Source organism: Kribbella sp. CA-245084 (assembly GCF_050942355.1).
In the GTDB taxonomy this organism is placed as follows: domain Bacteria; phylum Actinomycetota; class Actinomycetes; order Propionibacteriales; family Kribbellaceae; genus Kribbella.
Window position 1 is genome coordinate 8093616 of sequence record NZ_CP192053.1, and the last position, 20608, is coordinate 8114223.

The 20608-nt window shown below is 68.1% G+C and carries 15 protein-coding genes; 1 reads left to right on the forward strand and 14 read right to left on the reverse strand.

The window, feature by feature from the left end; all coding sequences use genetic code 11:
- Positions 1-77: 77 nt before the first annotated feature.
- From ACQPYH_RS38730 to ACQPYH_RS38765, 8 genes are all read right to left on the reverse strand, one after another.
- Positions 78-3005, reverse strand: a complete 2928-nt coding sequence (locus ACQPYH_RS38730; protein ID WP_432882107.1) for a sugar-binding protein — start codon at positions 3003-3005, stop codon at positions 78-80.
- Between the two features lie 227 nt (positions 3006-3232).
- On the reverse strand, positions 3233-4987 hold the full coding sequence (locus ACQPYH_RS38735; protein ID WP_432882109.1) for an ABC transporter ATP-binding protein: 1755 nt from the start codon (positions 4985-4987) through the stop codon (positions 3233-3235).
- Entirely contained in the window at positions 4984-6735 is a 1752-nt protein-coding gene (locus ACQPYH_RS38740; protein ID WP_432882112.1) for an ABC transporter transmembrane domain-containing protein, read from the reverse strand. Before ACQPYH_RS38740 ends, ACQPYH_RS38735 begins: the two co-directional genes overlap by 4 nt.
- 68 nt (positions 6736-6803) lie before the next feature.
- On the reverse strand, positions 6804-7670 hold the full coding sequence (locus tag ACQPYH_RS38745; protein ID WP_432882115.1) for an alpha/beta fold hydrolase: 867 nt from the start codon (positions 7668-7670) through the stop codon (positions 6804-6806).
- Between the two features lie 71 nt (positions 7671-7741).
- On the reverse strand, positions 7742-9151 hold the full coding sequence (locus ACQPYH_RS38750) for an NAD(P)H-hydrate dehydratase (protein ID WP_432882117.1): 1410 nt from the start codon (positions 9149-9151) through the stop codon (positions 7742-7744).
- A gap of 2 nt (positions 9152-9153) precedes the next feature.
- Positions 9154-9504, reverse strand: a complete 351-nt coding sequence (locus ACQPYH_RS38755) for a holo-ACP synthase (protein WP_130441349.1) — start codon at positions 9502-9504, stop codon at positions 9154-9156.
- A 120-nt stretch (positions 9505-9624) separates the two neighbouring features.
- On the reverse strand, positions 9625-10626 hold the full coding sequence (locus tag ACQPYH_RS38760; protein WP_432882120.1) for a LacI family DNA-binding transcriptional regulator: 1002 nt from the start codon (positions 10624-10626) through the stop codon (positions 9625-9627).
- 32 nt (positions 10627-10658) lie between these two features.
- The gene (locus tag ACQPYH_RS38765) at positions 10659-12497 is read right to left on the reverse strand and encodes an alpha-glucuronidase (protein ID WP_432882122.1); all 1839 of its coding nucleotides are present in this window, start codon (positions 12495-12497) and stop codon (positions 10659-10661) included.
- A gap of 120 nt (positions 12498-12617) precedes the next feature.
- Between ACQPYH_RS38765 and coaA the strand changes: the two genes are divergently transcribed.
- Complete coding sequence (gene coaA, locus ACQPYH_RS38770) at positions 12618-13571, forward strand: type I pantothenate kinase (protein WP_432882125.1); 954 nt, start codon at positions 12618-12620, stop codon at positions 13569-13571.
- Here coaA and ACQPYH_RS38775 read toward each other — a convergent pair.
- Genes ACQPYH_RS38775 through ACQPYH_RS38800 form a run of 6 tightly spaced genes read right to left on the reverse strand, consistent with a single transcriptional unit; the run spans position 13552 to position 20493 of the window.
- The gene (locus tag ACQPYH_RS38775; protein ID WP_432882128.1) at positions 13552-14730 is read right to left on the reverse strand and encodes an MFS transporter; all 1179 of its coding nucleotides are present in this window, start codon (positions 14728-14730) and stop codon (positions 13552-13554) included. The genes coaA and ACQPYH_RS38775 overlap by 20 nt on opposite strands.
- 31 nt (positions 14731-14761) lie before the next feature.
- Entirely contained in the window at positions 14762-16039 is a 1278-nt protein-coding gene (locus ACQPYH_RS38780; protein WP_432882130.1) for a PLP-dependent aminotransferase family protein, read from the reverse strand.
- Positions 16021-17097, reverse strand: a complete 1077-nt coding sequence (locus ACQPYH_RS38785; protein ID WP_432882133.1) for an alpha-hydroxy acid oxidase — start codon at positions 17095-17097, stop codon at positions 16021-16023. Before ACQPYH_RS38785 ends, ACQPYH_RS38780 begins: the two co-directional genes overlap by 19 nt.
- Entirely contained in the window at positions 17090-18007 is a 918-nt protein-coding gene (locus tag ACQPYH_RS38790) for an alpha/beta hydrolase (protein ID WP_432882136.1), read from the reverse strand. Before ACQPYH_RS38790 ends, ACQPYH_RS38785 begins: the two co-directional genes overlap by 8 nt.
- A gap of 4 nt (positions 18008-18011) precedes the next feature.
- Positions 18012-19211 carry a cytochrome P450 gene (locus ACQPYH_RS38795; RefSeq protein WP_432882138.1) on the reverse strand — a complete coding sequence of 400 codons (1200 nt, stop codon included), beginning with the start codon at positions 19209-19211 and terminating at the stop codon, positions 18012-18014.
- A gap of 1 nt (position 19212) precedes the next feature.
- Complete coding sequence (locus ACQPYH_RS38800) at positions 19213-20493, reverse strand: SGNH/GDSL hydrolase family protein (RefSeq protein ID WP_432882141.1); 1281 nt, start codon at positions 20491-20493, stop codon at positions 19213-19215.
- Between the last annotated feature and the right edge of the window lie 115 nt (positions 20494-20608).

A 20608-nucleotide genomic window follows, 5' to 3' on the forward strand; every position in this document is an offset into this window, starting at 1 on the left:
CAAGTGATTGAGGAACACTGGACAGTGCTCGTCCGGGCCGTGGAGCACCCGGGCGAGCAGGTCCGAAAGGCGGCTGACTACGCGATGCGGATATCGAAGGCCTGGACCTCGTTTCGCGTTGTTTCGTAGGAGACGAGCAGGTGGCCCTGGTCCTTCAGCTGGGCGCGTTGAGTGGCGGTCAGCGGGATTGTCCAGTGCTGGACGCCGCGGGTGATGGCTTGCGTCGCCTGGTTGACCAGGTGGCCGCTCATGTTGGGGGACCACGGTGGCGTGGCGCCGTCGGTGATGGCGCACGGGGTGAAGCCGTAGTCCGGTGGCGGGTCGGTGGTGCAGGACGTCGTCCAGACCGGGATCGCTGCTAGTTGTCCGCTGGTCACGAAGGCCCTTGCGGTGCCCGTGCCCTTGGACGAGGTGACCAGGTCGACTCCTGTCGGGCGGACCGTGCTGGACAGGATCTTGAGGTCGTCGGTCGGGACGCGGCCGGAGATCGGCACGCCGTTGCGTGCGGACTGCGCGATCGTTTGCGGTGACAGCGCGCCGTTGAGGTTCGGGTTCGAGACGTTCGGCGGTGTCGGTGTGGTCGAGCGATCGGACGGCGGGGTGTAGCCGGGGAGCGTGGCCAGACCCCAGCGGTACGGGTCGGACTGCACGGACCCGAGCGCCGACCATGCCAGCCGCGTGCTCATGTCGATGTGGCGCAACGTCGTCGTACCAGGTGCTGACGTGTCGTCGTTGTCGTACGGCGTGATGTTCAGACCGAGCCGTGACGGGTCGACGGCGGCCGGGAGGTCGGCGAGCGGGATCTTCACCTCGAGGTCGTACCCGCCACCGGCGTACGCGTGCGGCACTGTCGTCTGGTTGCTGCCGACCCACTGCGCAGTCGACGCGACCTGGACGCCCGGCGCGTTGCCCGTGTCGAGCGCGCCGCTCGAGTAGCCCTGGTGGTTGTCCGCGTCGCGTTCCCAGCACGGTCCGCCGCTCTGGGTGAACGGGAAGACGCCGAGCTTGAACGTGTTCGCGGTGTCCTTCAGCGCCTCGGATGCATTGCCGCGCGGGTCGAGCAGGATCTCGACCGAGTCGGCCTGCCAGTGGCCGACGCATTCCGCCGGGGTCACGGCGTACGACTGGTAGTCGTCGCGGACGTGGATGAAGAAGAACAGCGCGTCGTCGGACCAGCTGACCTTCGCCGTACTGCCTTCTCCTGTTGACGAAACGCCGCAGTCGTCGACGCCCGTGCAGGTCGCTGCGCCCTGCCAGATGCGGCCGAGGTCGAGCGTCTGACCCGGGTACTCACCCGGCTCGGCCTTGCCGTCGACCACCGGGGTTGCCTGCGGGATGACGGTGGTCGGGACCAGTGTGAGAGTCAGCGTCTCGGTGCCGGTCGCGGTGTGGATCGGGATGCTGACGTTCTGATTGGCCGGCAGGGTTGTGTCGGTGTTGGTCAGTTTGAACGTGACCGTCTGGTCGGCTCCGGGCTGCACGTCGTACGGCTTGGACGCCGCGTCGATCGTGAAGTCCGCCGGCAGATCGAGCGAGACCGCGCCGGTCTGCGGCTGCGTGGACCAGTTGTGGACGACGACCGGTACGTCGATCGTCTGGCCGATGCCCATCGACTGGATCGCCTGCGAACGGCCGAGGCGATTGGCCTGCGGCGCGGTGTTCTGCAGCCACTGGTCGTACTCCGCCCAGTTGCCCCACCGCTGGAAGCGTCCCTCGGCGGCGGCGACGATACGTACGACGTTGTCGGTGTAGCCGGTCGCGTGCTTGGTCGTGTAGAGCGCGGAGACCTTCGCGTTCTGGTCGACTGTCGCGTTGGCGGCCGGGGTCACGGTGAACGTCAGGTCGGCGGACGGCTTCTCCTTCACCTGCTGCGGACCGCTGACCGACCAGCCGGCCGGCACCGTCAACGCAACGTTGCCCTTAGCAAGCTTTCCGTGCGGCGCCTTGAGGTGGACGGTCGCCTGGAACGGCTCGCCGGCGACGTTGTAGAAGCGGCTGAAGGTGAGGTTCTCGAGCGTTCCGAGCGGGAGTCCGCCCGGATCCGGCTTCTTCGCGCCGAACAGGATCGCGTCGTCCCGACCGGCCGCGGTGTTGCTGTTCGGCTGGAACGGTACGAACGACTCGGTCATGCCGAACCGCGGGCACGCTGGGACCGAGACGCCCTTGTACATCACGCGACTCTGCGTCGGGTACGCCGCGCGTCCCTCGTCGGCCACCTGCTGCCAGATCTTCCGCGTACCAGCGGTCTGCGCCTGCGAGTTGCCGGCCGGCCAGGTGTACGGCGAGTTGTAGCCGGTCCACACGCCCGCGACGGTGTCGACGCCGGTCGGGGCGAATCCGGTGGTGCAGTTCGCCGCGGTCGTCGTACCGCCGGTCCCTGCTGTGCTGCCACCGGAGAAGACCTTCTTGACCTGCCACGTGCTGAGCGCGTGCGGGCCTTTCAGTTGCTCCGGGAACATGGTCGGGTCGGCGGCCGCGAGCACGCCTTCCCAGATCAGGCGGCCGGCCTGCTGGTGGTTGCCGTGTCCGGCGGCCAGCGTCGGCGTGAAGCCGATGTAGATCTCGGGCTGCGTCTCGCGGATCACGCGCGTGACCCGTCGGAGCGTCTCCTGCTCATCCCAGAAGTACTGCGTCAACGGCGCACTCTGGTTGTAGAAGAAGTCGATCCGGTCGAGGTTGAAGATGTCGACGGTGCCGGAGCGGTAATGCGCGACGCGGTCCTCGTTCTCCCGGCGCAGGCCGAGATCGGGCCCGAGCTCGTTACCGGCCGCGTTCCCGCCACCCTCACCGCGGGTCACCTGGATCACGCCACACTTCACGCCGTACAACTGATGCCACACCCCACACGGCCCGATGATGCTCGTGTCGTCATCGGGATGGGCCCACTCCCCCATCACATCGATCTTCGTCTGGCGATCAGCCACATAAGGCCGCGCCGAGGCAACTGCCGGAACCGGCAGCACCGCAAGTAGAACCAGAACCAAAAACCCCACAAGTCGCTTCACGTGCACACTCCAAAGGCGGCGGAGGCACTAGCAAACCCAGTCCTACGTCCGACCCACCCACCCGCGCAACAGGAATCGCGCGCCCGCCACCGCGACCAGCCCCCGCGCGCTGCCGCGCGTGCGACGACGACCCGTGGGTGGTAGGTGCTCGCGGACAGGTGAACAGCTTGAGCTGTCGTGCATGGAACCACCGGTCGTCTGGCGCTGGGCGGTTGCCGATCGAATACTTACGGACTGTCGGGTTCTGCGTGCCAGGTTTGCCAGAGTTGGCCGTAGGGGCCGTTGGTGGTTACTAGGTGGTGGTGGGTGCCTAGTTCTACTAGTTGGCCTGCCTCCATGACGGCGATTCGGTCGGCGTCGTGGGCGGTTTGTAGGCGGTGGGCGATTGCTATCACGGTGCGGCCCCGGAGTACGGCGGCGAGGGACTGTTCTGTTTGGCGGGCTGTTTTGGGGTCCAGGAGGGAGGTGGCTTCGTCCAGGATCAGGGTGTGGGGATCGGCTAGGACCACGCGCGCCAAGGAGAGTTGCTGGGCGCTGGCGTCGTCGAGTTTGGTGTCCTCGCCGAGTTCGGTGTCGAGGCCCTGGGGCAGGTCGTTCCACCAGGTGGCGCCGACGGCGTTCAGGGCGGCGTGCAGTTCCTCGTCTGTCGCGTTCGGCTTTGCGATGAGGAGATTGTCGCGGACGGTGTCGTGGAAGACGTGATGGTCCTGGGTGATGAGTACGACGTGCTCGCGCAGCTGGTCCGGCGGGAGATCGGCAACCGGCGTACCGCCGATCGTCACCGACCCGATGTGCGGACGATCGAGACCAGCGAGCAGACGCGCCAGGGTCGACTTGCCGGCTCCGGACGTGCCGACGATGGCCAGGCGTTCGCCGGGCTGCACGACCAGATCGATTCCGTGCAGTACGTCGCGGGCGCCCGTGTAGCTGTAGTGCGCGTTGTCGACTCGGATGCGGTCGCCGGCGACGTTCTCGGCCCGCGGCGTCTGCTCAGCCTGCGGGATGTCCGCGAGGCCTTCGACGCGGGCGTACGACGCTCCGGCGCCTTGCAGCTGTTCGATCCAGACCATCACGGTGTCCAGCGGACCGACGAGCTGGCGCAGGTACACCGTTGCGGTCACCACGATGCCGAGGCTGACCAGATCATGGAGGTAGAGGGCGCCGCCGATCAGCAGGACTCCCACCACGGGGAGCGCCAGCGCGACCTCGGACCACGGGAACAGAACGGTCCGCAGCCAGAGTGCCGCCAGTCGCGCCGATCGGGCTTGGGTGATGGACGCTTCGGTCACCTCCGTACGACGGCGCTCCAGTCCGAGGAGTTCGACCGTACGGGCGCCCTTCGCCGTACTGGCGACGACATCCGTCATCTCCGCACCCGTCGCGGCAACCGCCAGGTAGACCGGTCGCGCACGTCGCATGTACCAGCGCACCGCCGCGCCAACGCCGAGCAAGCACACGAGCCCGCACAGCCCGAGCCGCACGTCCAGGACGAGCACCGCGACGATGAGGAACAGAGCGTGGACGCTGGCCACGAGAACCTCAGGCACAGCGGATCGCAGCGTCACCGCGACGACGGACGCATCTGTACTCCCTCGGGCGATCAGGTCCCCGGTCGGAAGATGGTCCGCAACGCGCGGAGGCAACGCCAGGGTCCGCTGCAAGAAGCGCTCTCGGACCCGCGCCGCCGTACGCTCGCCGAACCGATAGCCGATCTTGAGCGCCCACCACGCCAGCACTGTCTGTACGACGGTGAACACCAGCGCACCGAACGCGAGCCGATCCACCGCGCTGAGCACGTCACCGGAGCCGGCTCGGATCGTGTCGATGATTCGCCCGAGCAGCCACGGACCGACCAGACCGGCCGCGGCGGCAAGCCCGTTCACCAGGACGACTGCGACGACAGAACGACGGTCCGCGCCCAAGTCACGGATCAACGCGGCACGTACTTCGGCGGGCCCTGCGACCGGCAGCTGCGTACTCATTGGGCATCACCCTGGGCCCGCGATACGAGGTCGCGATAGTAGGGATCGCTGCGCAGAAGGTCCGCGTGCGTCCCGGCTGCCGACACCTTGCCGTCGACCAGGACGATGACGTCGTCAGCACGGTCCAGTACGAGGGGCGACGTCGTGGTGATGACCGTTGTCGTGTCGCGCCTGACATCGCGGATGCGGTCAACCATCGCCGCTTCGGTGTTCGCGTCGACCGCGGAGGTCGGTTCGACGGCGAGCAGTATGTCGGGCGTCGCGTAGATGGCGCGAGCGAGCCGGATTCGTTGCCGTTGGCCACCGGAGAGATCGCTTCCGCCGGCGGCGATCGTCGCGTCCAGACCACCAGGCAGTGCCTCGACGATGTCCTCGGCGACGGCCACGCGGAGCGCCGTACGAATCCGGTCGTCGTCGGGCTCGATGCGCCCGGCAACAACATCGCGAACCGTGCCGGCGAACACCTCGGCATCGTTGTCGGCAACAACTAAACGGCGCCTGAACTCCTCACGCGCGGGCTCGTCGATCTCCATACCTGCTTGGGAATCGGTGTGCACCTGCCCGAGTCGCTCGATCACCGCGATCGCCTCCGCCGGGCGCGCAGAGACCAAGGCAGTCAGGGCGCCGGGCCTGATGACCACGCCCGACTCCGGGTCCGCCAACGGGACGGTGCCGATCGACGCCGGGTCGCCATCGTTGCGCTTGGCAACTGGCAGGTTGAGCAGGTTGATGATTCGTTGCCCTGCCACCCGAGCGCGGGCGATATCCCCGCCGCCCTCGATGAAGAACGACACCGGTACGACGAGCACCGCGACGTACCCGTAGACGGCGACGACATCGCCGATCGTGATCGCCCCGGTCGCAGCCATTCGCGCCGACAGCCATGCGACGGCGGCGAGGAACAGCGCCGGCAGACCGGTCGACAACGCGACGACCCAACTGGTGGGGCCGGCGACGCGGTAGCCGCGTCGTACCAATCGCTGCGACTGGTCTTGATACCGCTCGGCGACGAACTGCTTGCCGCCGAGACCGTTGAGGACGCGGAGTCCCGCGAGTACGTCGACCAGGCGGACCGTCAATCGTCCTTGGTGCACGCGGTACTCGCCGCCTGTGCGTTCGATGCGCTGGAGGAACGGGCCGACTGCGATGGCGAGCAGCGGTACGCCGGCGAGGACCACCGCGGCGAGCAGGGGGTTGATGGTGAACAGCACGACCGCGACGACGGCGTACGCGATGACTGCGCCGACGCCGGGGCCGGTGACGGTCAGCGCCATCGCGACCGTGTACACGTCGGCGATGCCGACGGTCACGACCTCACCAGCGCTCACCCGCTTCGCCAGTGAGGCACCCAAGCGGCTCGTGTGCCAGACCGTCGCCCGCACCGCGCGGAACGACGCGTCCATCCGGATCTTGGTCATGGTTCTGTGCCGCGCAATGCCGAGCAGCGCGTTCGTCACGCTGACCGCAAGCAGGAGTAGAGCCCAGCCGACGAGCGCGGACGTATCGCGTGCAACAAGTCCGTCGTCAACGGCGCGGGACAGCACCCATGGCGGCACGGTCAAGCCGACCGTCCAGCAGGTGCCCAGCACCGCACCCAACACGATCCGCCGGCCCTGCGAGCGGGTCAGCCAGTAGAGGAAACGCATGGGACTCGCGAGGTTGCTCGCGGTCGGCGGGACCCACGTCTCCTTCATCGTGTCCAGCCACGCGCGTACGACCGCCCCTCGCCGCCCACGGTCGCTGGCCATGCCCCAGATCCTTCCAGCTATATCGGGCCATCCGGGCCTTTGTGATTGGCTTCACAAAGGCAGTGTGCTCAGCTGTGCCGGTCGAGGAACGAGGCGAGTTCGACGACGTACTGCGGGCGCTTGTCGCGGCGTACTGAATGGCCTGCGCCGGCAATGTGTGCGGCTTGGAACTCGCCGGCCGCTGCTCGGGCGCAGCGCTCGGCGTACTCGGTGGAGATCAGGCCGCCGCGGTCGGTGTCGCCGTGGATCAGCAGCACCGGGCAGGTGATCTCGGCCAGCAGGTTGGTCAGCGGCACCGGGTCGCGATACGGCAACTCGAACAGCTGCGGGTTGACCTGCGCCTTCGACACGGCCCACGGCTCAAGCTCGTCCTCAGGCCAGTCGGGATCCCCCGCCCGCCCCCGCGCCATCCGCGCCGCCACATCCAGCCCCCGCAACTCCGCAAGCCACCCCGGCATCAACATCGGCCCATCCTGCTCGTCCCCGGCCAGCAGGTCCTGGTCGCCGCCCGGCGCCTCCTGGTCGACGGCCAGCTCACCGGTCGGCGCGACCTGATCGGCGGCCGGCGGCCCGGTCGGCGGGTCCTCGAGCACAACCGCCCGGACGAGGTCCGGTCTCGCCGCGGCCAGGTAGGCGGCCGCCATCGCCCCCATCGAGTGTCCGACCACGACCACTCCGCCGTTAGCCGGCTGGCTCGACAGTACGAGCGCGGCATCGTCGCGATGTGCGGTGTAGCTGACGGGTTCCTGCGGAAGCCCGGACTCCCCATGCCCGCGCGCATCGATCGCCAACGCCCGGATCCCCGGCATCGCCCCGATCAACGGCTCCCAGCACTGCGCAGAGTCGGAAAACCCATGCAGAAAGGCAACCTCAGCCCCCGCCTCATCCGTCCGATACCACGCCAGATGACCAGTCCTACCGCGCACGCTGAACATGCCTGCGGACGATAGCGCACCGCGAATCAACCGCCCAGAACATATCCGCGCGGCTTCGCGCGACGCGCCCGTCAACCGCCCAGGAGGTAGCGCGTGGCTTCGGGGAGGGCGGCGGCTACGGACATTGCGGTGATTGGGCCTGAGGAGGAGGCGAGGTTGGCGGCGGCGGCGTGGAGGTAGGCGCCTACGCTGCCGGCGTCTAGTGGGGTTAGGCCGCTGGCTAGGAGGGAGCCGCAGAGGCCGGCTAGGACGTCGCCGGCGCCGGCGGTGGCTAGCCAGGGGGTGGCGTTGGTGTTGACGCGGACCTGACCGTCGGTGGATGCGATGACGGTGGTGCTGCCTTTGAGGAGGACGGTTACGTCGTACCGTTCGGCGGCCAGGCGGGCGTGTTTGAGGCGCTCGGCTTCGACCGTGGCACGGTCTACGTCGAGGAGCCGGGCCAGTTCGCCGGCGTGAGGCGTGGCCAGTACGTCGACGTGGTCGCCGGAGTCGTCCAAAGCCTTCAGGCCGTCGGCGTCGAGGACCACGGGTTCTTCGGCGTCGAGCAGTTCGCGGATGCGTGGAATGTCGAGCTCGTCGCCCAATCCTGAGCCGATCGCCCATGCCTGCACGCGGCCGTTGCCGGCGACGATCTCAGGATGGGCGGCGCGAACAGCTTCCGCGACGGTGTCGGGGCCGACGTACCGGACCATACCTACTGGTCCGCCGAGGGCGCCGGAGGTCGCGATGACGGCGGCGCCGGGGTACTGCGTGGAGCCGACCATCAAGCCCAGTACGCCGCGGGAGTACTTGTCGGACTCGCCGTGGGGGACGGGGTAGAGGCGGCGGATGTCGGAGGTCTGGAGGGACTCGACTTCGGCGGGCGGGAGGTCGAGGCCGATGTCGATGAGGTGGACCGGGCCGCAGGCGGTGGCGGCGGGGTCGATGAAGTGGCAGATCTTGTGGGTGCCGAAGGTGACGGTGAGGGCGGCGTTGACGTGAGGTTCGGGGGCTTCGCCGGTGTCGACGTCGACGCCGGACGGGGTGTCGACAGCAACGATCGGTACGCCGAACCGCTCCGCGAACTGCACCACCGCCAAGGCGTCCTCGCGGAGTCCCGGTCGCCCGCCGATCCCCACAATCCCGTCCACCACAACATCCGCGCTCCGAATGAGCCCTTCGACGCCGGACGGGGAGATGAGGCGGCCGCCGGCTGCGTGGAGGGCTTCGGTGCCGGCCTGGTGGGCTTTGTCGGACAGGAGGATGGCTGTGACTTGGGCGCCGCGTCGTGCTAGCCGGGCGCCGGCGTACAGGGCGTCGCCGCCGTTGTCGCCGGAGCCGATGAGCAGGACCACGCGGGCGCCGTACGTGCCGCCGAGAAAGTTGCTGATGGCAACTGCCAGGCCGGTGGCGGCGCGTTGCATCAGGGTGCCTTCGGGGAGGCGGGCCATCAGGTCGGCCTCGGCGGCGCGGACCTGCTCGACGGTGTGCGCGCTGCGCATGGTCAGCCCTCCAGGATCACCACGGCCGAGGCGATGCCCGCGTCGTGGCTGAGCGACAGGTGCAGGTTCTGTACGCCGAGCCGCGACGCCTGCGCCGCCACGGTCCCGCTGATCTCCAGCCACGGCCGGCCGGTCTCGTCGGTCTGTACTTCGGCGTCGTGCCAGTGCATGCCCGCGGGAGCGCCGAGCGCCTTGGCCAACGCCTCCTTCGCCGCGAACCGAGCCGCCAGCGAGGCTGGCGGCTTCACCGCCTCGAGCGGCGTGAACACCCGCTCCCGCAAATTCGGCGTCCGTTCCAACGTCCGCATGAACCGATCCACGTCGACCACATCAATACCCACGCCGACGATCATGCTCGCCAGCCTAACGGAGGGGTGCAGCTCGACAGGAGGTGTCCGCCGATCGTGCCGGATTCCTCGTGTGCTCAGGCGTGGCGTCGGCGGCAGTGGGCGTATACGTCCTGTCGAGCTGACCTACCCCGGGGCAGCGGTGGAGTTGCGGACTCTCATGTCCACGGCGAGATCCAGGCGGAGGGCGGCGGGGGTGCGGCCGCGGGAGAGGTCGAGGACCACGCGGGCTGCGAGCTCGGCCATCTGGTGGAGCGGTTGGTGGACGGTGGTGAGAGCCGGCGTGACGAACTGGGCGACCGGGAGATCGTCGTACCCGACGACGGACAGATCGCGCGGGACGTCCAGGCCGAGTTCGCGGGCGGCCTGATAGACGCCGAGGGCCTGCATGTCACTGCCGGCGAAGATCGCGGTGGGGCGGTCGGGTAGCCGCAGCAGGGCGAGCGCCTCGCGGTGCGCGCCGCCGACCTCGAAGTCGCCGTACCGGATCAGCGCCGGATCGACCTCGATGCCGGTCGACCGCAGGGCGTCGGTATAGCCGTCGACGCGTTGCCGTGAGCAGAGCGTCTCGATCGGGCCGCCGATCATCCCGATCCGGGTGTGGCCGAGCGTGCGGAGGTGGGTCGTCGCCATCCGCCCGCCGTTCCAGTTCGCCGAGCCGATCGACGGTACGTCGTCCCCCACGTCGCCGACCGGATCGACGACCACGAACGGGATCCGCCGCGCCTCGAGCTGCGCGCGCTGGTCCGTGTCGAGGTCCGAGAACACCATGATCACGCCGAGCGGCCGCCGGTTCAGCACGGATTCGATCCACTGCTGCCGCGGCCGCAGCGCGCCGCCGCACTCGGACAGCACGAGCTCGACGCCCTCGGCGCGGGCGACCTCCTCGACGCCGCGGATCAGCTCCATCGCCCACTCGCCGCCGAGCTGGTTGAACACCAGGTCGATCATCGGGCTGGCCGCCGTGCCCGGGCTGCGCCGTCGGTACCCGTGCTCCTGGATCAGGCTCTCGATCCGGGCCCGGGTCGCCTCGGCCACATCCGCGCGCCCGTTCAGCACCTTGGAGACGGTCGGCACCGACACGCCGGCCTGTTCCGCAATTTTCGCAATGGTCGGTCGCTCGTTCACCACACCCCCTGGCTCGAAACTTTCGAACCAGCTTAGCGGTGGATCGTGCGCCCGTGGGTATCCGGTACGCCGCTGAGCCGGTAGAAGAACGTGTTGACCTGGTCGCGCCACTCCCGTGCGTTCACGAGCTGCGCCTCGAACCGGGCCGTGATGTTCTCCCGCACCACCGGCTCGAACCGCTCGGCGATCACCCGCCAGCGCGCGACCATCGCCTCCACCTCGGCGTATCCCTGGAAGTGCGTGTCGTAGATGTGCTGCAGCACCGTGCTGCCGTCGTGCAGAACGTGGTCATAGGCAACGTGATGGAAGAACAGCAACAGCTCGTCCGGGCACGTGGTGACGTCTTCGTACGTGCCGGCGAGCGGTTCCGGATACTGCCCGGTGAACCCCGACCCGGTCTTCACGGTCCGGTCCACGCCGACGCCGTACCGATCGGCGAAGTGATACGTCCCGCGCCCCGAGTACTCGTACCCGTTGACGCTCGGCCCGTAGTGGGTCTGCGGCGTGACCATGAACCCGACGCCCAGCGGCGCGGTGTACCGCTCGTACGTCCGCCACGATCCGGACATGATCGTGACGAGCTCGCTCCGCGTTCGATCATCCATCGCGAACGTCGCTGCGGCCCACTCGTGCAGCAGGCTGACCGGATCCGCGGCCGGCTCCCACGCCAGCCGGCCGAACGCGTAGAGATTGCTCTGAGCAAGTTTGTGACCGGTCCAGTTGGGGGCATCGCCAACGTTGGATACAGCAACGATCGCGCCGATGCGGTCGGCAACCGTCGTACCGCCGCCGCCCGTGGTGTCGAACTGCAGGATCTCCCGCCACCAAGGCGCGAGGTAGCACAGATCCTGCTGCTGCCCTGAGTACTCCTGCGTCACCTGCAACTCGAGCGCGAACACGGTCTCCTGCAGCTCACCGAGCAGCGGCGACATCGGCTCGCGGACCTGGAAGTCCGTCGGTCCGTGTTTGACCTGCAGTACGACGTTCTCCTCGAACCGCCCGTCGAGCGGGATCAGGTGGTCGTACGCCGCCCGCGCACGATCCGCACCGCGATCACGCCAGTCGTGTGCCTGCTCGTCACCGGAGTACCGCCAGAACACCGTCCCGCCGTACGGCGCAACCGCCCGCGCGAGCAGGTTCGCGCCCTCGGCATCACGGCCCGCCCGAACTACGAGACCGCCGAAGTCCGGTACGGCGTCGTACACGCGGCTGATCGTTGCCGACCACCAGCGAGCCACCCGCTCGTCCGACGGATCGTCGGTGAACTCGACCGAGAGGCTCACTGCGATCCCGTACTCGCGGAACATCGCCGCCAGACGGGCCACCTCGGGCAGGTCGGCGTTCGCGAGCGCGACCGCGTTGATCCCGATCGACGCCAGCAATCGCGCGTACGCACGGACCCTGGTCAGGTCGGCTACCGCGCTGCCGTCGCGGAAGAATATCGATCGACCTGAGTACCCGCGTTCGACGGCACCGGACAGCTGGTCCCAGTGGTCCAGCATGCGGATCGGCACGGCCGGCTGTTCGACGACGGTGAAGTCGCCGCTCATCCACTCGAAGTACCGGAGCAGGTAGAAGTAGCCGTAGAGCAGTCCGTGTCCGCCCTCGGCCGCGACGACGAGATCGTTGCCGCGTCGTACCACCACGAATCCTTCGACGCCCAGGCCGTGCTCGGGCACTGCCGCCTCGACCTCGCGCCATAACGGGGTCTCGCGGACGCGGGTCATGATGCACACGGCAACTTGTACGTCGGTCCGGAGACGGCGCGTCTGCCGGAGCTCGGCACGGATCGTCTGAGCCAGCGCTCCGGAGGCGTGGACAGTCACCTCGGGAAGCCGCTGCGTGCCGAGCCAGGCGGGGTCGTCGGTCATCGACCGTGATCTTTCCACACCGGGCGGTCGCCGAAAGTTTCGACGTTGTGCCGCAGCTGAGACGAAGGCCACGTCGGCCCGATGTGGGTGCAATCCGCGCCGGTGGGAAGAATGGGCCACATGCTGCAGCCGTCGCGGGAGGTGACTCCCTACACCGAGCTCGACCGGGCCACCTGGGCGCAACTGGCCGAGACCACGGTCTCCCCGCTGACGGCGGACGAGGTCGAGCGGCTTCGCGGTCTCGGTGACGAGATCGATATGGACGAGGTCCGCGAGGTGTATCTGCCGCTGTCGCGGATCCTCTCGCTGTACGTCCGGCACGCCCGCGCGCTGCACGCCGACACCGAGAGCTTCCTCGGCAAGCCGGCCGCGACCCGCACCCCGTTCGTGATCGGCATCGGCGGATCGGTTGCCGTCGGCAAGTCCACGACCGCCCGCCTGCTGCGCGAGCTGCTGGCGCGCTGGCCCGAGCACCCGCGGGTCGCGCTCGTCACCACCGACGGTTTCCTCTGGCCGAACGCCGAGCTCGAGCGCCGGAACCTCATGCAGCGCAAGGGTTTCCCGGAGTCGTACGACCGCAAGTCCTTGCTTCGCTTCGTCGTCGAGGTGAAGTCAGGCATGGACGCGGTCGAGGCGCCGGTCTACTCGCACCTGCATTACGACCGCATGCCCGGCGTACGGACGACTGTCGAGCAGCCGGACATCCTGCTGCTCGAGGGGCTGAACGTCCTGCAGCCGGCGCCCCGGCACGCGGACGGGAAGAGCGGCCTCGCGGTCAGCGACTTCTTCGACTTCTCCGTGTACGTCGACGCCGCTGCCGATGACGTCCGGTCCTGGTACGTGGCGCGCTTCCTCAAGCTGTGGGAGACGGCGTTCCGCAACCCCGAGTCGTACTTCGTCCGGTACGGCGAGCTGAGCCGCCAGGAAGCGATCAAGAAGGCGGAGTCGCTCTGGGACGGCATCAACGGCCCGAACCTGCGCGAAAACATCCTCCCGACTCGCTCCCGCGCGACCCTGGTCCTCCGCAAGGGTCCCGATCACGCCGTTCGCTGGATCAGGCTGCGGAAGCTTTAAGCGCCGGTACGACGGCGACCGCGACGACTGCGGCGGTCAAGGCGAACGCGATCGAGAAGCCGACGCCACCGACGACCGCGCCGAAGATCAGCGCGCCGGCACCCCAGCCCCCGTCGTACGCGAGGTTCCACAGGGCGCTGACCTGGCCGTAGCGGGTGCGGTCGACGCGGTTGTACATCAGGGTCAGGGTGAGGTTCTGCGCGGCCCCGAAGCCGATGCCGAAGCAGGTCGATCCGATGAGGATCGCGATGGCACTCGGGAGGAAGACCAGCGATCCGGCGCCGACCGCAGCGAGGATCAGCGCGGGTGCGAGCAGTTTCGCAGGGCCGATGCGGTCGGCGTACCGACCCGCCAACCAGCGAGCAATGGGGGCCGCGATCGCCTGCAGCAGAAGGGCTGTGGCGACCAGCGACTGCTTGTCTCCGGCAACGGCCAGCGGCAGGAACGTGACGCTGATGCCCGCGGCAACAGTCACTGCGGCGAAGATCAGGGTCGGGATCAGGAGACCGCTGCGCCGTACGCCGCCGAGTACCTTCACGTGCTGCTCTTCTTCAGAGGTGTTCACCCTCGCGGGCAGACCGACCAAGGCGACGAGCCCGGCGAGTGAGGCGATCGCGGCGATGACGAACAGTGCGCCGAAGCCGATCACGTTGGTCAGGTAGACGCCGAGCGGGAGACCGATCACCGCAGGTACGCCGACAGCCACGCCGTACACGCCGAGCGCCTCGCCGCGGCGGGTGGACGGGGTGAGGTCGGCGACCAGTGCTACTGCTCCGACGACCAGGATCGCGAGGCCGGCGCCACGGACGACGCAGACGGCGAGCACGACCGGCAGCGCTGCGGAGGTCAGCAGCACCAGCGAAGGTGCGCCGAGGAGCACCAGCCCGAGTCCGAGGACGACCTGGTATCCCCAGCGAGCCAGCATCCGCGGCACCAGCAGCTCCACGGCCACCGCGGAGAACATCATCGCGGCAGTCGACAGCCCCGCGCCGACGCCACCGGAGCCGTTCGCCGCCAGGTAGAGCGGGACGACCGAGGTGAGCAGATACATGCTCAGGCCGGAGCCGAAGACCATCGCCAGCAGCCGGCCGAACTGGCTGGTCAGCAGACGGTCGGCAGCAACAACCTGCACTGTGGGGATCTCGCACGCGGTGGTCATGACACTCACGCTAGAGACATACCGGTCCGCCCTACAGATCCAGTTCTGGACCGCCCGAGAGGACCAGTTGGTCGGTGATGAAGGCGCTCAGGCGGTTCAGGGCGGCGTCGATCTCGGGCAGGGTGACCGCGCTGCACGACAGGCGGAGTGCGTTGATCGGGGCGTCGCCGTCGTAGAAATGGCTCATGGGAGTCCACAGGACGCCGTACTCGTGGGCCGACTTCTCGAGGAGGGCGTCGTCGACCGGGAACGGGACCGTGACGACAACGAAGAAGCCGCCGGCGGGGATGGTCCAGGTGATCTCGCCGTTCGGGAAGCGGGTGGCTAGGCCGTCGGTGATCGCTTGGAGGTTGGCGGCGTAGACAGCGCGCTCGCGTTCGTTGGCGGCGACGAGGCTGCAGTCGTTGGCGAGGAGTTTGCCGCCGACGACCGCCTGGGCGACCGGTGAGGTGTTGACCGTCAGCATGCTCTTCAGCTTGGAGAGTTCGTCGGCCAGCAAGCCTGTGCCGACGGTCTGGTCCGCGACGACGTAGCCGACTCGGGCTCCGGGCAGACCAGTCTTCGCGAACGAGCCTAGGTAGACGACTCGGCGCGAGGTGTCTAGGGACTTCAGAGTGGGCATGCGCTGATGACCCTGGGCCGGGAAGAGACCGTACGGGTTGTCTTCCAGCAGCAGGATGTTCTCGGCTGCGGCGATCTCCAGCAGCTTGTGCCGGGCCGAGACGTCCATGCTCAGCCCGGATGGGTTGGCGAAGTCGGGCATCACGTAACAGGCGCGCGGACGCCGCCCCTCCGCGCGGACCGACTTCAGCACGGTGGCCAGCTCGTCCTCCTCCCCCACCGGTACGACGGGGAGGTCGACGAGGCGGGCCGCGCCGGTGATGCCGACGTACGTCGGGGAGATGGCGAGCAGTACGTCGTCGGGGCCGGCGCAGAGGGCGCGCAGCGTCAGGACCATCGCCTCCTGGCAGCCGACCGTGACGACGATCGCCTCTTGGTCGACGTGGATGTCCTCGTCGATCGCGAGGTTGCGCGCGACCAGGTCCTGGATGATCCCCTTCGTCCGCCCGTACTGGAAGATCGTCCGCCGGACCGCGGCCTCGTCGTACCCCTGGTCCCGCAGGTACTGCGCGAACAGGTCGAGGTACCGATGCAGATCGTCGAGCGCGAAGAACTCCTCGGTCGGACGTCCCGCGGCGAGCGAGATCGCGTCCGGGTAGTGGTGCGAGATCTCGTTGAGGAAGTTCATCGAGTTCAGCGCCCGGTCGGTGAGCGAGCCGTGCAGGTCGCTCAGCTCGAGATCGGCCATGTCGCTCTCCCCACGCTCAGTTCCCGTACTGCGGCCAGATCCGCACACCCCGCCAGCAGCATCGCGTCCCGCACCTCCCGGCCGAGCAACGCCAACGCCTCATCCGCGCCTGCCAGAGCAAGTGCCCACAGCAACGGCCGTCCGACCAGTACGCCGGAAGCGCCCATGGCAACCGCCTTCAGCACATCGAGCCCACTCCGTACGCCGCTGTCCAGCAACACCACGCAATCCTTGCTGACAGCATCCACAACCGGGCCCAGGGCATCGATCGACGCGACCGCACCGTCCAGCTGCCGGCCACCATGGTTGGACACGACGACTCCGTCCGCACCCACTTCAACGGCCCGTCGAGCGTCCCTAGGGTCCAGAATCCCCTTCACCACAAGGGGGATCGGACACCGCGTCCGTAGCCACTCCAGATCCCGCCACGACACGGCCGGCTCGAACGCGGAAGCCGTGTGCGCAGCCACCGCCGACAACCCCGGTGTCCCCGCGTGCGCTTCTGTCACTTTGTCGACAAGGTTCTCCGGCGCGACGTCTGGCGGGAGCGCGAACTCGTTGCGGATGTCCCGCAATCGTCGGCCCATCACCGGTACGTCGACCGTCACCATCAACGCGCTGCACCCCGCGGTCACCGCTCGCTCCACCAGGCTGGTCACTACGCGACGGTCCCGCAGCCAGTAGAGCTGGAACCACGACTGGGTCACCCCGGCGATCTTCTCCAGCGGGACGCTGCTCAGGGTGCTGATGGTGTACGGGATGCCGGCTCGCGAGGCGGCCGCGGCCAGGAGCAACTCGCCCTCGGGGTGCAGGAGCTTCTGGTAGGCCATCGGTGCAACCGCGAACGGCAGCTCCCACCGCGCGCCGAGGACCGACCAGGAGGGGTTCGGCTTCGCCGTGCCTGTGAGGATGCGGGGGGTCAGCGTGATTGCGTCGAAGGCGGCGCGGTTGAGGCGAAGGGTGTGTTCGGAACCGCTGCCACCGGCAACAAAGTCGTACACAGCCGCCGGAAGAGCCTCACGAGCAAGCGGCTCGAAGTCAGCGAGAGTCTCAGCCATCTGTGAAGGTTCTGGCTAGCCAGGTCGATGCCTCGGCCATCGCCTTCTTGCCGCCGTCGAGGATGCCGGACATAGCGAAGAAGCCGTGGACCATACCGCTGTAGCGGCTGAGGGTGGTCGGTACGCCGGCCGCATGGAGCTTCTCGGCGTAGTACTCGCCCTCGTCGCGGAGCGGGTCGTACTCGGCGGTGATCACCAACGCGGGCGGCAGGTCTGCGTGCGACTCCGCGAGCAGAGGCGAGGCCAGCGGGTTCTGGCCGTCTGCGGGATCGGACAGGTAATGCTTCCAGTACCAGCCGACTGAAGTGTTGTTGAAGAGGTACGGGTCGGTGCCGTTGCGCATCGAGATCGTGTCCGAGCCGTACAACGTGTTCGGGTACACCAGCAACTGTCCCGCCAACGCCGGACCGTTGTCGCGGGCAAGCAAAGTCACCGCTGCCGCCAGGTTGCCACCGGCACTGTCTCCACCGACCACAAGTCGCGCCGGATCAACCTGCGGCTGCGCTGCGATCCACTGCGTCGCCTTGTGGCAGTCGTGGACGGCCGTGGGGAACGGATGCTCGGGCGCCAGCCGGTATCCAACGGTGACGACCTGACAAGGTACGGCGTTCGCGAGCTTGCGGCTGATGCCGTCGGCGGTGTCGATGCTGCCCAGTGTCCAACCGCCGCCGAAGAAGTAGACCAACGTCGGCAGCGGACCCTCCAGGTCAGGGCGATAGACCCTCAGCGGCAGCCCGTCGTCGGTCGTGACGTCCTCGACGGAGTGGACCGGCTCGACCTCGCCGCCCGCGGCCCGGATCGAGGCGAGGTCCGCCTCCCTGGCCTCGGCCAGCGTCTGGGTGTAGAGCTGCGGCACCTGGTGAGACTCACGTTCGGCGCGCATCGCCTCGACCTGTGGATCCAACGGCATCGGTTCACCCCAATCGGATCGGCATGGACGCATGTCCACGCAGCAGCAGGCTATGACTGCGAACCGGCTCCCCCGCCAGTTGCAGCTGCGGGAATCGCTGGAACAACTGCCCGAACGCCGCCCGCCCTTCCATCCGAGCCAGCCCGGCGCCGACGCAGTAGAACGGCCCCGCACCGAACGACAGGTGCTGCAGATCCACCCGGTCCGGATCGAACGTGTCAGCGTCCGGATGCTTGGCCGGATCGCGGTTCGCGGCGCCGGGCAGGATCAGCACCAGACTTCCCTCGGTGATCGTCTCCCCGGCCAGTTCGAGGTCGACCGACGCCTTCCGGCTGATCAGCTGGACCGAGCTCTGATGCCGCAGGATCTCCTCGACACAGTCCGCGGCCCGGGCAGGCTCGTTGCGCAAGGCATCGACCAGGGCAGGCTGAGCGAGCAGCAGCTCGAGTCCGTTGGTCAGCAGATTCATCGTGGTGACGAAGCTGGCGTTGACCAGGACCAGCAGGTTGTCGATCAGCTCCTGCTCGGCGAGCTCCGAGTCAACCAGCGAACTCACGAGATCGTCGCGCGGCTGGACCCGGCGATCGGCAAGCATCCGCGCGTAGTAGTCGTTCAGCTCGTCCGCGGCCTGATTCGCGGCGGCCAATCGCTCCGGAGCCTTGCCACCGAGGTCGAGGTAGTCGTCGATGGCCTTCGTCCGGTCCCGGAACCAGCCCAGCTCCGACCGCGGGATGCCCAGGAACGTGCCGATGACCGTGATCGGCAAGCGATACGCGAAGTCCACGAAATCGATCACCTGGCCGTCCCGGCCGGCCTTGCCCAGATCGTCGAGCAGCTCGGTGGCCAGCGCCTCCACGACCGGTTCGAACCCGGTCAGCCGACGCGGCGTCAGCACGGCCTGGAACACCTTGCGCATCCGCAGATGATCGGGCTCGTTCTTGAACATCATCGACCCGCCGAGCCGCCGCAGTACGGCGTCCTGAGGGTCCGGGTCGGCCGTCAGCAGCCGGCCGAATCGCGTGTCCTTCAAGGCTTCCTGCGCCGCGTCGTACCCGTTCACGACGACGGCGTACGGCGAGGTGCCGGGCTCGATGCGGCAGACCGGGCCGATCCGATGCAGCTCCGCGAAGAGCGGCATCGGATCGCGACGGCCCTGCTCGGAGCCGAGGGCGGCGAGAATCTCGTTCGCACTCCGAGCAGCCATGTCAACGCACCAGGTTCAGCGGGACCGAGGCCGCCATCAGCTGGTAGCCGGCGTCGTTCGGGTGGATGTGATCACCCGAGTCGATGTCCGCGCGCAGCTTCGACGGCGCAGCCGGGTCGCGCACGACCTTGTCGAAGTCGAGCACACCGTCGAACTCGTGGCTCGACCGCAGGTAGCTGTTCACCGCCTGCCGGGTCGCCTCCTTGGCCGGCGTCCAGCTGTCCGTGCCGGAGAGTCCTTCGAACGGCGTGATCGTCGTGACCAGGCTGCGGATACCGCGCTCCTTGGCTTGTACGTTCACCTGCCGCAGCGCGCCGATGATCTCGGCGGCGGAGTCGTCGGACATCCAGATGTCGTTGATGCCGAGCTCGGTGATCACGGTGCGTACGCCGGTCTGTGCGAACACGTCCTCGTTCAAACGGGCCAGCGAGTTCACGCCGACCTCGCCGAAGCCGGGGAACGCGCCGTTGTCGGACGGCTCGGTGCCCTCGTGGTTGAGCCGGCTGCCGGCCAGACCCGCGTTCAGCACGCTCGGGAACGGCTTGTGCCCGGCCGATGCGGCCAATCGCTCGGCGAGCTGGTCCGGCCAGCGGTTGTTGGCGTTCGGCGTGCTGTTCGTGCCGTCACTGATCGAGTCGCCGAGGACGACGATCGAGCCGGCCGAGTCGTCGGTCTGGACGTCGACACCCGACAGGAAGAACCAGCAGCACCGACGTGTCGTCGGGTAGTTCGCGCCGCCCGGGTCGCTGACGTGGTTGCCGACGCCGACGAAGTTGTCCTGGATCGACGAACCGTGGAACGTCGTCGGGCCGGTGTTGTCCTGGAAGTACAGGCTGACGACGAGGTCGTCGAGCGTGCCGATCCGCAGGTTGACCGGGTCGCTGAGCAGCTCGCTGCCCTTGACCATCGACGCGCTCCCCGATCCGTTGAACGTCAACGTCCGCAGGGATGCCGGGTCGATGTCGGACAGTTCCGGCGTCGCCTTGTTGGGCTTGGCAACGGTTGCGGCGGCGACCGTGACGGTCTTCTCGCCGTAGATGTTCGACAGCCGGACGCGGATCCGGTTGCCGCCGACGGTCGGGCGGATGTTCAGCCGGACGCTCTGGTCGGTCAGCCCGAGATTCGTCGAGCCGGTCGCGTCGCCGTGGGTGACCGCGGTCGCCCAGGTCCCGACCCATTGGGCGTCGTTGTGGCCACTGAGAGTCGAGCCGGCCAGGCTCGATCCGGCGAGAGTGAGAGCCGCGGTGACCGCAACCGCGCGCCAACTGCTGGAAATGGACATGGACTGACCTCCAGGCGGAATGGATGCGGACGGAACGTAATACGCCAGAAGGAATCCGGTCAATGAATCAGAATGCATTTCTTTCGGTCCCGGCGCAGCGGTTAGCGGACCGGTT

Coding starts and splice junctions, on each gene's coding strand:
- ACQPYH_RS38735 (WP_432882109.1), bottom strand. CDS start 4,987: ATGAGTACGCAGCTGCCGGTCGCAGGGCCCGCCGAAGTACGTGCCGCG.
- ACQPYH_RS38740 (WP_432882112.1), bottom strand. CDS start 6,735: ATGGCCAGCGACCGTGGGCGGCGAGGGGCGGTCGTACGCGCGTGGCTG.
- ACQPYH_RS38745 (WP_432882115.1), bottom strand. CDS start 7,670: ATGTTCAGCGTGCGCGGTAGGACTGGTCATCTGGCGTGGTATCGGACG.
- ACQPYH_RS38750 (WP_432882117.1), bottom strand. CDS start 9,151: ATGCGCAGCGCGCACACCGTCGAGCAGGTCCGCGCCGCCGAGGCCGAC.
- ACQPYH_RS38755 (WP_130441349.1), bottom strand. CDS start 9,504: ATGATCGTCGGCGTGGGTATTGATGTGGTCGACGTGGATCGGTTCATG.
- ACQPYH_RS38765 (WP_432882122.1), bottom strand. CDS start 12,497: ATGACCGACGACCCCGCCTGGCTCGGCACGCAGCGGCTTCCCGAGGTG.
- coaA (WP_432882125.1), top strand. CDS start 12,618: ATGCTGCAGCCGTCGCGGGAGGTGACTCCCTACACCGAGCTCGACCGG.
- ACQPYH_RS38775 (WP_432882128.1), bottom strand. CDS start 14,730: ATGACCACCGCGTGCGAGATCCCCACAGTGCAGGTTGTTGCTGCCGAC.
- ACQPYH_RS38780 (WP_432882130.1), bottom strand. CDS start 16,039: ATGGCCGATCTCGAGCTGAGCGACCTGCACGGCTCGCTCACCGACCGG.
- ACQPYH_RS38785 (WP_432882133.1), bottom strand. CDS start 17,097: ATGGCTGAGACTCTCGCTGACTTCGAGCCGCTTGCTCGTGAGGCTCTT.
- ACQPYH_RS38790 (WP_432882136.1), bottom strand. CDS start 18,007: ATGCCGTTGGATCCACAGGTCGAGGCGATGCGCGCCGAACGTGAGTCT.
- ACQPYH_RS38795 (WP_432882138.1), bottom strand. CDS start 19,211: ATGGCTGCTCGGAGTGCGAACGAGATTCTCGCCGCCCTCGGCTCCGAG.
- ACQPYH_RS38800 (WP_432882141.1), bottom strand. CDS start 20,493: ATGTCCATTTCCAGCAGTTGGCGCGCGGTTGCGGTCACCGCGGCTCTC.